The following is a 14587-nucleotide window of genomic DNA, read 5'->3' on the forward strand; positions in this document are numbered from 1 at the left end:
TGTAGTAGCCCCGCGCATCGGCCGGATTTCGCGGCCAGTACCATCGTGACGTGCTGTATCGCGCCTTCCTGGGACTCGTCGACCGGCTTCCGCTCCCCTCGCTGCGGGTGCAGCGGCTGATCGCCGTCGCGGTGATCCTCAGCCAGGCCGGAATCTCGGTGACCGGCGCCATCGTGCGCGTCACCGCTTCCGGCCTCGGCTGCCCGACCTGGCCGCAGTGTTTCCCCGGCAGCTTCACCCCCGTCGGGGTGTCGGAGGTGCCGGTCATCCATCAGACCGTCGAGTTCGGCAACCGCATGCTCACCTTCGCGGTGACGCTGTGCGCGGCGCTGATCGTGCTCGCCGTCGTGCGGGCGCGGCGCCGCCGGGAAGTGCTCGTCTACGCCTGGCTGATGCCCGGCGGCACGGTCGTGCAGGCGATCATCGGCGGCATCACCGTGCGCACCGGTCTGCTGTGGTGGACCGTCGCGGTGCATCTGCTGGCCTCGATGGTGATGGTGTGGCTCGCGGTGGTGCTCTTCGCCAGGATCGGCGAGCCCGACGACGGCATCGAGACCGTCCAGGCCCCCGCTCCGCTGCGCTGGCTGACCGCGCTGAGCGGCGTCGCGCTGGCGGGCGTGCTGATCGCGGGCACCCTGGTGACCGGCGCGGGACCGCATGCCGGGGACAAGAGCATCGAACGTTCCGTCGAGCGCTTGCAGGTCGAGATCGTCACCCTGGTGCACCTGCATTCGCAGCTGCTCGTCGGCTACCTCGCGCTGCTGGTCGGCCTCGCCTTCGGCCTCTACGCCGTCGGAATCACCCCGGCGATCCGCAAACGCCTGTGGGTGCTGCTGGCGACCGTGGTCGCGCAGGCGCTGGTCGGCATCGTGCAGTACTTCACCGACGTGCCCGCCGCGCTGGTCGCGATCCATGTCGGCGGCGCCGCGGCCTGCACCGCCGCGACCGCCGCGCTGTGGGCCGCGCTGCGCACCCGCGAGCGGATCGACGCGCCCGCCGCGGTACCCGCCGCGACCTGACCCGAACACAGCACAGCCCGCGATCCGGCCAGATCGCGGGCTGTTGTCGTTCGTGGGTTACGCGCCGGCGAAGACGTCGGCGTTGCGCGCCTTGGGGAAGCGGGTCTGCCGGGCCACCCAGCCGGCCATCTTGGCCCAGTGCGACTTCAGCGGAGTGACGATGGAGACGAGCTCACGGTTCCACTCGTCGGCCTCGACCAGACCGTCCACCTTCTCCACCAGAGCCTTCGCGGTCGCCATGTCGGCCACCACGCGGTCGCCGAGGATGCCGTCGGAGCCGACCAGGGTGATCCGCACGCCCTGCTCCCCGAGGTACTGCAGCACGGCCGTGCCCGAACCGCCGTGCTCGGCGATGAACTTCGCGACGGACTTCTCGACCTCGGCGGGCACCTGCACGGCGACGGTAGTACTCATGAGCGAGAGTTTACCGAGCGGTAGTCACGAGTCCACCCCCGAGTGGCGTCGAACACGGAGTGTACAAAGGAGACTCATGCGCGCGATTCAGGTTTCCGAGCACGGTGGTCCCGAGGTCCTGCGGTATGTCGAGGTGCCCGATCCGCAGATCGGGCCAGGTCAGCTGCTGGTCGACACCCAGGGCGTGGGCGTCAACTTCATCGACATCTACTTCCGGACCGGGCTGTACCCGCAGGCGACGCCCTATATTCCGGGCTCCGAGGGCACCGGTGTCGTGGCGGCGGTGGGTGCCGAGGTCACCGAGTTCGCGGTGGGCGACCGCGTCGCGTGGGCGGCGGCGCCGGGCAGCTACGCGGACCGGGTCGCCGTCGACGAGGCCGTCGCGGTGAAGGTGCCCGACGGCGTCGACCCGACCGTCGCGGCGGCCGCGCTGCTACAGGGGATGACCGCGCACTACCTGGTCGAATCGGTGTTCCGCCCCGAACCCGGCGATCCGGTGCTGATCCACGCCGGCGCCGGCGGTGTCGGGCTGCTGCTGACCCAACTGGCCGCCGCCAAGGGCGCGCGCGTGATCACCACGGTCTCCACCGACGCCAAGGAGAAGCTCTCGCGCGAGGCGGGCGCCGCCGAGGTCCTGCGCTACGGCGACGGCCTGGCCGCCCGCGTCCGGGCACTCACCGACGGTGCGGGAGTCGCCGCCGTGTACGACGGAGTCGGCGCGAGCACCTTCGAAGCCAGCCTCGCGTCGTTGCGGGTGCGCGGCACCCTGGCCCTGTTCGGCGCGGCCAGCGGCGCCGTCCCACCCTTCGATCCGCAACGCCTCAACCCCGCCGGATCCCTGTGGCTCACCCGCCCCTCACTGGGCGCCTACACCCGGGACCGCACCGAATTCCTGTGGCGCGCAACGGATATCTTCGACGGCATCGCCGCTGGCACCCTCCAGTTCCGCATCGGTGCCACGTATCCCCTCGCCGAGGCCGACCGCGCCCACGCCGACCTCGCCGCCCGCCGGACCACCGGATCGATCGTGCTGCTGCCGTAACCGGGCGGGCCGACGGAATTCCCTCCGGCCCGCAACTACTGCCCGCACAGGGCCGCCGATCAGCGAGGCGCCGCCATAGGCGATGGCCCCACGGGCCCCGTTGTCACCCGGCGCCGCGATCGTCGTCCGACGGGCTACCGCGCCGGCATTCCTCGACCGCCCCAGCGGCAGCGCCTGTCACCGAGCTCTGCGGCCGTCAGTAGTCGCGGCCGGTGAGCCCCCGATAGACGAAGCGCGTGATCGAGTCGATCGCCTCGTCGTCGGTCATCCGCACCGCCCCGTCCTCGACCATCCGCAGTACCCCGTCGACCGCCGCGAACATCATCGCCAGACTCGCGTCGACGGTCCCCGGTAACCGCAGCCCGCGGGCCGGGAAGTCGGCTACGTGGTCGGCGATGTCGGCGCGCTGTTCGGCGCCGAAGCCCGCGATCATCCGGGCGAATTCCGGGCTGACCTGCGCCGCCTGCCCGACAGCGCGCAGCACCGCGGCGTGCTCGCGCGCGAAGGTCCAGTACGCGCGCACGTGGTAGCGCACTGCCGCCGGGTCGGTGAAGTCGGACAGGTGCGCGGGGTCGGCCGCCTGTTCGTCGCCGGCGGCGGCCAGATCGCCCAGCAGGGCCTGGAGCAGTTCTTCTTTGCCGGCGAAGTGGTTGTAGAACGACCCCGCCGCCCGGCCCGCGGCCGCGGTGATGTCGGTGATCTTGGTGTTCAGATAGCCGCGTTCGGCGAACAGTGCGCGTGCCGCGTCCTTGAGCGCCTGCTCGGTCTCCGCCGATTTCTCGCGCCTTCCTGCCACCGATGCCACCTCCTTGACAGCAGACGCTACCAAGAGTGAAACTGAATTCACATTCACTGAATCTCAATTCACTTCAAGTTTCGGAGGATTTTCAATGTCCGACCAGGTAGTTGTCACCGGCGCCGGCCCGACCGGGCTCACCCTCGCCCTCGATCTCGCCCGGCGCGGCGTCAGTGTCCGCATCGTCGACCGCGCCGCCGCGCCGTTCGCCGGCTCACGCGGCGACGGCATCCAGCCCCGCACCCTGGAAGTGTTCGAGGACCTCGGCGTACTGGACGCGGTCCTGGCCGCCGGTCGCGAGCTGCCGATCATGCGCGCCTACCTCGGCGGCACGCTGGTCGGCGAGCGCCGGATGGCCGAACCCGTCGCCCCGACCCCGGACGTGCCGTACCCGAACGCCTGGGTACTCGGCCAATCCGACACCGAGGCCATCCTGCGGAACCGCCTGGCCGAGCTCGGCGTCACCGTCGAATTCGGTACGGCCGTCACCGATTTCACCCAGGACGACACCGGCGTGACCGTCACGCTGCACCGCGACGGCCACGCCGAGACGATCCGGACGGACTACCTGGTCGGCGCGGACGGCGGCGCGAGCACGGTCCGCAAACGGCTCGGCATCACCTTCGCGGGCACCACCGACGACACGCTCGAGATGCTGCTCGGTGACGTCCGCGCCGACACCCTCGACCACGACTACGGCTACTGGTTCGCGGCCGACCCGGACCGGCCGATGGACGGCTTCTCGCTGTCTCCGCTACCGGGCGGGCGCCTGTTCCAGTTCGCCGCGCCGCGCCCCGGCGACCGGGAGCCCGATCTGCGCACCCTCCAGGACCTGGCGGATCGGCACGCGCCGGGCGTGGGTGTCGAGCTCACCGAGCTGCGCTGGATCACCGTGTGGCGCCCCAACATCCGGCTGGCCGACCGTTTCCGGGTGGGCCGGGTGCTGCTCGCCGGCGACGCGGCGCACGTGCACCCACCGACCGGCGGGCAGGGCCTCAACACCGGTGTCCAGGATGCCTACAACCTCGGCTGGAAACTGGCCGCCGCGCTGCGCGGCGACCCCGGCCCGCTCGACACCTTCGAGGCGGAACGCCGGGGCGTCGCGGCTCGTGTACTCGGCCTGAGCACCGAGCTCCTGGACAAGATGGTCGACGGTGCCGAGGACGCACTCGACCGTGGCCCCGAGACCCGTCAACTCGGCATCACCTACCGATCCCCCACCGACCACGGCCCCCTGGTCGCCGGTGACCGCGCGCCCGACGCACCCCTGCACGACCCGGCCGGCCGGCCGATCCGCCTCTTCGAACTGTTCCGTGGGCCGCGGGCAACACTGTTGAGGTTCGCGGCGCCCGGCCCCGGCGAGCCCGCGCCGAAGATCAGCACCGACGGTGTTCGCGTCATCGACATCCACCGCCCGGATTCCGGCACCGGCCGCACCCCCAGCAGCGACCGCGCGGGCGAAAGCCTCATCGATACCGACGGGCACGCCTTCGACGCCTACGCGGCCCACCCGGGATCGCAGGTGCTGATCCGCCCGGACGGTCACCTCGCCCGGCGCTGGTGAGCACTGGCCGCGTAGTGCCCGGAAACGACCGATGGCCGGGCATCGTGCCCGGCCATCGGTCCGTGTCGGAGAATCAGAGCCCGACGAAGCTGCCCACGGTGTCCCACCCGAGCACCGAGTCCACGGCCAGCCCGCAGAACACGACCGCCAGATAGTTGTTCGACTGCAGGAACAGCCGCAGCGGCTTCACCGACTCGCCGCGGCGCACCCCGGCGTAGAGCTGGTGGGCCATCAGCAGGAACCACGCACCGGCCACCAGCGCGACCGCCGCGTAGATGACACCGGTCGCCGGGACCAATGCCAGCGTCGCCAGCACGGTCAGCCAGGTGTAGATGACGATCTGCTTGGTCACCACCTGCTCGGTCGCCACCACCGGCAGCATCGGCACACCGGCCGCGCGGTAGTCCTCCTTGTAGCGCATGGCCAGCGCCCAGGTGTGCGGCGGCGTCCAGAAGAAGATGACCGCGAACAGCACGAGCGCGGGCCAGCCGATGTTCCCGGTGACCGCGGACCAGCCGACCAGCGCCGGCATGCAGCCCGCGGCGCCGCCCCACACCACGTTCTGCGAGGTCCGGCGCTTGAGGCCCTTGGTGTAGACGAAGACGTAGAACAGGATGGTCGCGACCACGAGCAGGCCGCTGAGCAGGTTGGCCTGCCACCACAGCCAGGCGAAGGAGATCGCGCCGAGGGTGACGCCGAAGACGAACGCGTGCGAGGTGGGCACCGCGTCGCGGGCCAGCGGGCGCCGCGCGGTCCGCTTCATCACCTTGTCGATGTCGGCGTCGGCGACGCAGTTGAGGGTGTTGGCGCTGGCCGCGCCCAGCCAGCCACCGAACAGGGTGACCAGGATGAGCCGGATGTCGACATTGCCGCGGTCGGCCAGCAGCATCGTCGGAATGGTGGCGACGAGCAGCAGCTCGATGACCCGGGGCTTGGTGAGCGCGATATACGCCAGGGGCTTGCGCACGATGCGGGCGCCGAGGCTGTCGCCGGCGAGGCGATCGGCCAGCGCTGTCGACGAGCTTCCGTGCGCACCGCTACTACCCGGCTGGTGACCGATCCGCACTGTTTCTCCTCGCACGCTGTGCTTCTCATCCGGCAATGGAACGAGCAGCGCGCGGCTGCGGCGCGGCCACTACTACAGACGATGGTAGACCCACGCCGACGCCGGGCGGCGCCAGGGCCCCGCCATCGTGGGGGTGGTCACCGTCCCCCCTGCGACCGGAACCGAATTACACTCACACCCAGGGTTCGCACCGGTGAGGTAGAGCAGCACCTCTAGGGTATTCCTGTACATCGGTACGCAGCCCCGGCCGCGGGCGATCCGTATCGGGCACCATCGCCGCTGCCATGTATCGCCGTCGACGAAACCAAGGTCAGGAGAACCACGGTCGTGTCAGTCACAGACGACATTCGCGCCCTCACTCAGCGGAACTACCCCAGCGACTGGACGGACCTGGACACCAAGGCCGTGGACACGGCCCGTGTACTCGCCGCGGACGCGGTGCAGCAGGCGGGCAACGGTCACCCGGGCACCGCGATGAGCCTCGCGCCGGTCGCCTACACCCTGTTCCAGCGCACGATGCGCCACGATCCCACCGAGCCGCGCTGGGTCGGCCGCGATCGCTTCGTGCTCTCCTGTGGGCATTCCAGCCTCACCCTCTACGTGCAGCTCTACCTGGCCGGTTTCGGCCTGGAGCTGACCGACCTCGAGCAGCTGCGCCAGTGGGACTCGCTGACCCCCGGCCACCCCGAGTTCCGCCACACCGACGGCGTCGAGATCACCACCGGCCCGCTGGGTCAGGGTCTGGCCTCCGCGGTCGGTATGGCGATGGCGGCCCGCCGTGAGCGCGGCCTGTTCGATCCGGACGCCCCGGCCGGGACCAGCCCGTTCGACCACTTCATCTACACCATCGCCTCCGACGGCGACCTGCAGGAGGGCGTCACCGCCGAGGCCTCCTCGATCGCGGGCACCCAGCAGCTGGGCAACCTGGTGGTGATCTACGACGACAACGAGATCTCCATCGAGGACGACACCGACATCGCCTTCACCGAGGACGTGCCCGCGCGCTACGAGGCCTACGGCTGGCACGTGCAGATCGTCGAGGGCGGCGAGGACGTGGTGGCGATCGAGGCCGCCATCGAGGCCGCCAAGGCGGTGACCGACAAGCCGTCGATCATCATCCTGCGCACCATCATCGGTTTCCCCGCGCCGAACAAGATGAACACCGGCGGCGTGCACGGCGCCGCGCTGGGCGCCGACGAGGTGGCCGCGGTCAAGCAGGCGCTGGGCTTCGACCCGGACAAGTCCTTCGACGTCGACCCGGCCGTCATCGAGCACACCCGCAAGGCCCAGGTCCGTGGCACCGAGGCCAAGGCGAGCTGGCAGCAGGACTTCGACAAGTGGGCCGCCGCGCACCCGTCGAACAAGGCCCTGTTCGACCGCCTGCAGACCCGGTCGCTGCCCGCGGGCTGGACCGAGTCGCTGCCGTCCTACGAGCCCGACCCCAAGGGCATGGCCACCCGCAAGGCCTCCGGCAAGTTCCTGGCCGCGGTCGCCGACGAGCTGCCCGAGCTGTGGGGCGGCTCGGCCGACCTGGCCGAGTCCAACAACACCACCATGCCCAACCAGCCGAGCTTCGGCCCCGAGTCGATCTCCACCGGCATGTGGAAGGCCCAGCCGTACGGGCGCACCCTGCACTTCGGCATCCGTGAGCACGCCATGGGCTCGATCCTCAACGGCATCGCGCTGCACGGCCCGACCCGCCCCTACGGCGGCACCTTCCTGGTGTTCTCCGATTACATGCGCCCGGCCGTGCGGCTGGCCGCGCTCATGCGGGTGCCCTCGATCTACGTCTGGACCCACGACTCCATCGGCCTGGGCGAGGACGGCCCGACCCACCAGCCGATCGAGCACCTGGCCGCGCTGCGCGCGATCCCCGGCCTCAATGTGGTCCGCCCCGGCGACGCCAACGAGACCACCCACGCCTGGCGCACCATCCTCGAGCGCGACTCCGACGAGCACATCTCGCACTTCCACACCTTCGACGCCCCGCACCAGGACGGCCCGTCCGCGCTGGCGCTGACCCGTCAGGACGTGCCGACCCTCGAGGGAACCAGCTACGAGGGCGTCAAGAAGGGCGGCTACGTGCTGGCCGAGGCGTCCACCGGCACCCCGCAGGTGATCCTGGTCGGCACCGGTTCGGAGCTGCAGCTCGCGGTCGCCGCGCGCACTACGCTGGAAGAGCAGGGCATCGGAACCCGCGTGGTGTCGATGCCGTGTGTGGAGTGGTTCGACGCACAGGACCAGGCCTACCGCGACGAGGTGTTCCCGCCCGAGGTCCGCGCGCGGGTCGTCGTCGAGGCCGGTATCGCGATGCCGTGGTACCGCTTCGTCGGTGACGCGGGCGAGATCGTCTCGATCGAGCACTTCGGCGCCTCCGCGAACTTCAAGAAGCTCTACAGCGAGTTCGGTATCACCGCCGATGCCGTCGTCGCCGCCGCGCAGCGTTCGCTCGACAAGGTGAAGGGGTAAAGACCATGGCACAGAACGAGAATCTCGCCGCGCTCTCGGCCGCGGGGGTCTCGGTGTGGCTCGACGACCTGTCCCGTGATCGGATCGAGTCCGGCAATCTCGCCGACCTGGTCGCGACCCGCAGCGTCGTCGGTGTCACCACGAACCCGAGCATCTTCCAGGCCGCCCTGAGCAAGGGTCACGACTACGACGGTCAGCTGAAAGAGCTTGCCGCCCAGGGCGCCGACGCCGATGCCGCCATCCGCACCATGACCACCGACGACGTGCGCGCCGCCTGCGACGTGCTCGCCCCGGTGTTCGAGGCCACGAACGGCGTCGACGGCCGCGTGTCGATCGAGGTCGACCCGCGCTTCGCCTTCGACGCCGACAAGACCATCGCCCAGGCCATCGAGCTGTGGAAGATCGTCGACCGCAAGAACCTGTTCATCAAGATCCCGGCCACCGAGGCGGGCCTGCCCGCCATCACCGCGGTGATCGGCGAGGGCATCAGCGTGAACGTGACGCTGATCTTCTCGGTGCCGCGCTACCGCGCGGTGATGGGCGCCTACCTCGACGGCCTGCGCAACGCCAAGATCGGCGGCCACGACCTGGCCCGGATCCATTCGGTCGCCTCGTTCTTCGTCTCCCGCGTGGACACCGAGATCGACAAGCGCCTGGAAGCGATCGGCACCCCCGAGGCGCTCGCGCTGCGCGGCAAGGCCGGCGTCGCCAACGCCCGGCTGGCCTACGCCGAGTACCAGGACGTGTTCGACGGTGGGGCGCACACCTCCACCTACAACCACCTGGCCTCCCAGGGCGCCAACCGGCAGCGGCCGCTGTGGGCCTCCACCGGCGTGAAGAACCCGGACTACCCGGACACTCTCTACGTCACCGAGCTGGTCGGCCCGAACACGGTCAACACGCTGCCGGAGAAGACGCTGCAGGCCGTCGCCGATCACGGCGAGCTGCGCGGTGACACGCTCAGCGGTCACGCGGTCGAGGCCGCGCAGGTCTTCGCCGACCTGAGCGCGGCCGGTATCGACCTGACCGACGTGTTCGACCTGCTCGAGCGCGAAGGTGTCGACAAGTTCGAGTCCGCGTGGAGCGAACTGCTCGAGGCCACCACCGGCGAACTGCGCACCGCGGCGGCGGGGGGCAACTGACCCGATGGCCGGCACAGCATCGACGGATCGGGCGGGGCTGTGGCACAACCCGCTGCGCGACGAACGTGACAAGCGGGTCCCCTTCATCGCGGGCCCGTGCTGCCTGGTGATCTTCGGTGTCACCGGAGATCTGTCCCGCAAGAAGCTGATGCCGGCCATCTACGACCTGGCGAACCAGGGGCTGCTGCCCCCTGGTTTCGCCCTGGTCGGCTTCGCCCGGCGCAACTACGCGAACGAGGACTTCGCCGCCGTCGTCCTGGACGCGGTCAAACAGCACGCGCGCACGCCGTTCCGCCAGGAGGTCTGGGACCATCTGGCCGAGGGGCTGCGGTTCGTGCAGGGCAGCTTCGACGACGACACCGCCTTCGCCACCCTGGCGACCACGCTCTCGGCACTGGACGCCGAACGCGGCACCAGCGGCAACTACGCCTTCTACCTGTCGATCCCGCCGAACATGTTCCCGGTGGTGCTCGACCAGCTCTCCGAACACGGCCTGGCCAAACCGGCGGGCACCGACGCCGACGGCTACCTGCCCTGGCGGCGGGTGGTGATCGAGAAGCCCTTCGGCCACGATCTGGACAGCGCCAAGGATCTCAATGCGCTGGTCAACCGGGTGTTCCCCGAGGAGCAGGTCTTCCGCATCGACCACTACCTCGGCAAAGAGACCGTGCAGAACATCCTCGCACTGCGCTTCGCCAACGAGCTCTACGAGCCGCTGTGGAACGCCAACTATGTCGACAGCGTGCAGATCACCATGGCCGAGGACATCGGATTGGGCGGTCGCGCAGGCTATTACGACGGGATCGGCGCCGCGCGCGACGTCATCCAGAACCATCTGCTGCAACTGCTGGCGCTGACCGCGATGGAGGAACCCACCTCCTTCGAGCCGATGCAGCTCACCGCCGAGAAGATCAAGGCGCTCTCGGCGACCAAACTCGTCGAACCGCTGGACGAGACGACCGCGCGCGGTCAGTACACCGAGGGCTGGCAGGGCAGCGAGCACGTGGTCGGCCTGCATCAGGAGGACGGGTTCGACCCGCAGTCGCGCACCGAGACCTATGCCGCGATCACCCTGCACGTGGAGAACCGCCGCTGGGCGGGCGTGCCGTTCTACCTGCGCACCGGCAAGCGCCTCGGCCGGCGGGTCACCGAGATCGCCGTGGTGTTCAAACGCGCGCCGCACCTGCCCTTCGACCAGACCATGACCGAGGAACTCGGCCAGAACGCCCTGGTCATCCGGGTGCAGCCGGACGAAGGCATCACGCTGCGCTTCGGTTCCAAGGTGCCCGGCTCGAGCATGGAGGTCCGTGACGTCAACATGGACTTCAGCTACGGCGAGGCGTTCACCGAGTCCTCGCCCGAGGCCTACGAGCGGCTCATCCTCGATGTGCTGCTCGGCGTCCCGTCGCTGTTCCCGGTGAACGCCGAAGTCGAATTGTCCTGGCGCATCCTCGATCCCGTGCTCGAGCACTGGGCCGCCGAGGGCAAACCCGAACCCTACGAGGCGGGCACCTGGGGTCCCACCTCGGCCGAGGAGATGCTCGCGCGCAGCGGGCGGGAATGGCGGCGCCCGTGATCGTCGACATGCCCGACACGACCACCGTCGATGTCGCCAAGCGGATGCTGCAGTTGCGGGAGAGCAACGGCGTCATCACCCAGGGCCGGGTGCTCACGCTGGTGGTGTGCACCCTGGACTCCTCCGAGGCCGAGGACGCGATCGACGCCGCCAACGACGCCAGCCGCGAACATCCGTGCCGGGTGATCGTGCTGGCCCGCGGCGACCGGGACGCCGAGACCCGCCTCGACGCCCAGATCCGCGTGGGCGGTGACGCGGGCGCGGCCGAGGTGATCGTGCTGCGGTTGCAGGGTCCGCTGGTGAACCACGAGAGCAGCGTGGTCACCCCGTTCCTGCTGCCCGACACCCCCGTGGTGGCGTGGTGGCCGCGGGGTGCGCCGGAGTTCCCGTCGCAGGATTCGGTGGGCAAACTGGCCAAGCGCCGGATCACCGACGCCACCTTCGCCCCCGATCCGCAGGCCGCCATCAAGAAGCGGCGCGCCTCCTACGCGCTCGGTGACACCGATCTGGCGTGGAGCCGGATCACCTATTGGCGGGCGCTGCTGGCGGCGGCGCTGGACGAGCCGCCGTTCGAGCCGGTCACCGCCGCGACGGTGTCGGGACTGGCGAGCGAACCCGCCCTGGACACCCTGGCCGGCTGGCTGGCTTCCCGGTTGAACTGTCCTGTCGTGCGCAGAACGGGTGAGCTGCGCGTCGAGTTGCACCGCGGCGAGAACTCCGTCGCCATCACCCGACCGCAGTTGGGTACCACCGCTACGCTGACCCGCACCGGTGAGCCAGATCAGCGTATCGCGCTGGCGCGCCGGGAAACTCGCGATTGCCTCGCCGAGGAACTGCGCCGGCTCGACGCCGACGAGATCTACGCCGAGGCGCTCGCCGGAATCGAGAAGGTGACCTATGAGTGATCGCATCGATGTGCACGACGAGCTCGGCGCCGAGTTCCCCGCCAACACCGTCGAGGTGCACGACGACCCCGACCTGCTCGCCGACGCCGCCGCCGAGCGTTTCGTCGACGTGATCGTCGCCGCGCAGACCGCCCGCGGCACCGCCTCGGTGTCGTTGACCGGCGGCAGCGACGGCATCCGGCTGCTCGAACGCGTCCGGCGCGAGCCCGGCGCCATCGACTGGTCGCAGCTCTACGTCTACTGGGGCGACGAGCGGTTCGTGCCCGACGGCGACCCCGACCGCAACGAGCTCCAGGCCAGGCAGGCCCTGCTGGACCACGTCCCGCTCGACCCGGCCCACGTCTTCCCGATCGCCGCCTCCGACGGCACCTACGGTTCCCCCGAGGCGGCCGCCGCGGCCTACGCCCAGCTCGTCCACACCGAGCTCGACGAGCGCGGCGAATTCGATCTCACCGTGCTCGGTATGGGCCCCGAGGGCCACATCGATTCGCTCTTCCCGCACTCCCCCGCCGTCCGCGAGAAGACCGATTACGTTGTCGCCGTGCATGATTGCCCGAAGCCGCCGCCCACCAGGGTGAGCCTGACCCTGCCCGCGATCCACCGTTCGCGCCACGTCATGCTCGTGGTGAGCGGGATCGGCAAGGCGGCCGCCGTGGCCGCCGCGGTCAACGGCGCCTCCCCCGACGATGTGCCGTCGGCGGGCGCGGTCGGTATCGACTCCACCACCTGGGTCATCGACGAGGCCGCCGCCACCGACCTGCTGGTCGACCTGGACGACGACGAAGACTGATCTGCCACCTCGACAGGGCCGGGCCGCGATTCGCCGCCCGGCTTTGCCGTTCCCCGAATAGGTCACGTGACGCGCCGATCGGCTCCGGGGTTCCCTGATTCGGACACCGCGGGTCCGCTCGGTATGGTCGAGGCTGTTCCACGGCCAGAAGGGTGTCCCGCAGCATGATCCAGACCGAGGCAGTGACGATCCCGGATCACATCCACGGCTATCCGCAGGTCGCCTTCGGCGGCTACGTGGCAGGCATGCTGGCGCGCCGCTCCGGCGCCGAGACCCTCCGCGTCGATTTCCGTCGCGCGGTGCCCGTCGAGAGCCCCCTGGAACTCCCCGCCGGCGATCCCGGCCACGCGACACTCACCGCCGCGGACGGCACCCTGCTGGCCCAGGCCGGCCCCGCCACCCTCGACATCACCGCCGCCCCGCTGCCCACCTGGGCCGAGGCGCTCGCCGCCACCGAATCCGCCCTGACCAGCCCGAAACGGCCGAGCACCGACTGCTTCGGCTGCGGTGTCGAATGCGCCCCCGGCCACGGCCTTCGCCTGTTCTCCTGGCCGGTGCACGACCGCCGTGACCTGATGGCCGCCGCCTGGACGCCGGATCCCGGCCTCGCCGACGCCGCGGGCGAGCTCCCGCCGGAGATCGTCTGGTCGGCCCTGGACTGCCCCGGCGGCATCGCCGCCTTCGCCTTCCAGCGCATGCCGCTCGGCGCGGTCACCGCGGCCCTTACCGCCACGCAGTACCGGCCGATGCCCGCGGGCGCCGACTACCTCGCCCACGCCTGGCCGGTCCACCACGAAGGCCGCAAATACACTGTGGGCGTTGCCCTTTCGACTCGCGACGGCGAGCTGTGCGCCCTCGCCGAAGCCCTGTGGGTAGCACCCCGCACCCCTGCCGGGTAGCGAACTCAGGGGTGCAGTGTGGGCCGGTAGACGAGTTCCTGGATATCGTCGTCGAGCGTGCGGCTCTCGAGTAGTTCCAGATCGAAGTCGGCCGCGCCCCCGAAGATCGGTTCGGCACCGTTTTTCCCGGTGATCACCGGGAAGATGGTCACCTGCACCCGATCCACCAGCCCCGCCGCCATCAGCGCCCGATTCATCGACAGACTCCCGTGTGACCGCAACGGCACTGATGATTCCTCCTTCAGCCGCGCGACCACCTCCACGGCGTCACCGCTCACCACGGTCGCATCCGGCCAATCGAGCGGCCCGGTCAACGTGCTCGACACCACCGTCGCGGGCAAATTCCGCATCCGGGTGACCCACGGATCCCGCACCTCCGCCGCCCCGGAAGCCAAGACCTCGATGAACGCCCGATAGGTATTCGCCCCGAAAACCATCCGCTGCTCCGCCTCATACAGCGCGAGCCGATGTCCGAGCAGCTCAGGCCCCTGTTTCCCCCAGTACCCACCCCAGTCCCCGCCGCTCACGCTGCCGAAACCGTCGAGACTCGAAAACACGTCGAACGTATACGTAGCCGTCATGATGCCCTCCTCGGATGTATCCGGCCTTTACGTGTGCAGACGGACAGCCCCCGTGAAATTCATCGCCCGCTCAGCCGTGCACCGAGCCGCGCCTCCTGCGGCGGATCCCATGCCGTGCGCCGTCAGACATCGGTTACACGACCGCCCGACGCCAGTCGGACTTCTCGCCGAGAGTCCACCGACCCGCCGCCGCGGCCTCAACGCTGCGGAAACCACAGTCCACCGTCTCGATCGCTGAAGGGCCCGCATCGGCGGATGACCGGCGTATTCGTGCAATCGACGCCTTCCCAGTCAGAATTTCGACTGCGCTCGCACGTATTGCAC

Annotated in this window: 13 protein-coding genes; 9 read left to right on the forward strand and 4 right to left on the reverse strand. The window is 70.0% G+C overall.

Annotated elements, in window-relative coordinates; genetic code table 11:
• The first annotated feature begins 50 nt into the window (after positions 1-50).
• Positions 51-1019: a heme A synthase gene (locus tag ACFXK0_RS10530; RefSeq protein WP_379409779.1), complete on the forward strand. Its 969-nt coding sequence runs from the start codon at positions 51-53 to the stop codon at positions 1017-1019.
• A 57-nt stretch (positions 1020-1076) separates the two neighbouring features.
• Here the strand turns inward: ACFXK0_RS10530 and ACFXK0_RS10535 are convergent, their stop codons facing one another.
• Entirely contained in the window at positions 1077-1433 is a 357-nt protein-coding gene (locus ACFXK0_RS10535; protein WP_379409780.1) for a hypothetical protein, read from the reverse strand.
• A 76-nt stretch (positions 1434-1509) separates the two neighbouring features.
• On the opposite strand from ACFXK0_RS10535, the gene ACFXK0_RS10540 reads away from it, so the two are divergent.
• Positions 1510-2475, forward strand: coding sequence for a quinone oxidoreductase family protein (locus ACFXK0_RS10540; protein WP_379409781.1), 966 nt, complete (start codon positions 1510-1512; stop codon positions 2473-2475).
• Between the two features lie 196 nt (positions 2476-2671).
• Here the strand turns inward: ACFXK0_RS10540 and ACFXK0_RS10545 are convergent, their stop codons facing one another.
• A complete protein-coding gene (locus ACFXK0_RS10545) occupies positions 2672-3271 on the reverse strand; it encodes a TetR/AcrR family transcriptional regulator (RefSeq protein WP_379409782.1) in 600 nt (199 codons plus the stop codon).
• 94 nt (positions 3272-3365) lie between these two features.
• Between ACFXK0_RS10545 and ACFXK0_RS10550 the strand changes: the two genes are divergently transcribed.
• Positions 3366-4835 (forward strand): FAD-dependent monooxygenase, encoded by a 1470-nt coding sequence (locus ACFXK0_RS10550; RefSeq protein ID WP_379409784.1) that lies wholly within the window; start codon positions 3366-3368, stop codon positions 4833-4835.
• Positions 4836-4908: 73 nt separating this feature from the next.
• On the opposite strand, the gene ACFXK0_RS10555 is transcribed toward ACFXK0_RS10550, so the two are convergent.
• Positions 4909-5901 carry a heme o synthase gene (locus ACFXK0_RS10555; protein WP_379409785.1) on the reverse strand — a complete coding sequence of 331 codons (993 nt, stop codon included), beginning with the start codon at positions 5899-5901 and terminating at the stop codon, positions 4909-4911.
• Between the two features lie 327 nt (positions 5902-6228).
• On the opposite strand from ACFXK0_RS10555, the gene tkt reads away from it, so the two are divergent.
• From tkt to ACFXK0_RS10585, 6 genes are all read left to right on the forward strand, one after another.
• On the forward strand, positions 6229-8370 hold the full coding sequence (gene tkt / locus ACFXK0_RS10560) for a transketolase (protein ID WP_379409786.1): 2142 nt from the start codon (positions 6229-6231) through the stop codon (positions 8368-8370).
• A 5-nt stretch (positions 8371-8375) separates the two neighbouring features.
• Positions 8376-9512 (forward strand): transaldolase, encoded by a 1137-nt coding sequence (gene tal, locus ACFXK0_RS10565; protein ID WP_379409788.1) that lies wholly within the window; start codon positions 8376-8378, stop codon positions 9510-9512.
• A 4-nt stretch (positions 9513-9516) separates the two neighbouring features.
• The gene (zwf, locus tag ACFXK0_RS10570; protein ID WP_379409790.1) at positions 9517-11088 is read left to right on the forward strand and encodes a glucose-6-phosphate dehydrogenase; all 1572 of its coding nucleotides are present in this window, start codon (positions 9517-9519) and stop codon (positions 11086-11088) included.
• On the forward strand, positions 11085-11993 hold the full coding sequence (gene opcA, locus ACFXK0_RS10575) for a glucose-6-phosphate dehydrogenase assembly protein OpcA (RefSeq protein WP_379409791.1): 909 nt from the start codon (positions 11085-11087) through the stop codon (positions 11991-11993). The genes zwf and opcA overlap by 4 nt, the downstream gene beginning before the upstream one ends.
• On the forward strand, positions 11986-12783 hold the full coding sequence (gene pgl, locus ACFXK0_RS10580) for a 6-phosphogluconolactonase (RefSeq protein ID WP_379409792.1): 798 nt from the start codon (positions 11986-11988) through the stop codon (positions 12781-12783). The genes opcA and pgl overlap by 8 nt, the downstream gene beginning before the upstream one ends.
• A gap of 164 nt (positions 12784-12947) precedes the next feature.
• Positions 12948-13682: a PaaI family thioesterase gene (locus tag ACFXK0_RS10585; RefSeq protein ID WP_379409793.1), complete on the forward strand. Its 735-nt coding sequence runs from the start codon at positions 12948-12950 to the stop codon at positions 13680-13682.
• Between the two features lie 5 nt (positions 13683-13687).
• Here ACFXK0_RS10585 and ACFXK0_RS10590 read toward each other — a convergent pair whose 3' ends face one another.
• Complete coding sequence (locus ACFXK0_RS10590) at positions 13688-14263, reverse strand: dihydrofolate reductase family protein (protein ID WP_379409794.1); 576 nt, start codon at positions 14261-14263, stop codon at positions 13688-13690.
• Positions 14264-14587: the final 324 nt, after the last annotated feature.

The organism is Nocardia sp. NPDC059177 (assembly GCF_042755165.1).
GTDB lineage: Bacteria > Actinomycetota > Actinomycetes > Mycobacteriales > Mycobacteriaceae > Nocardia.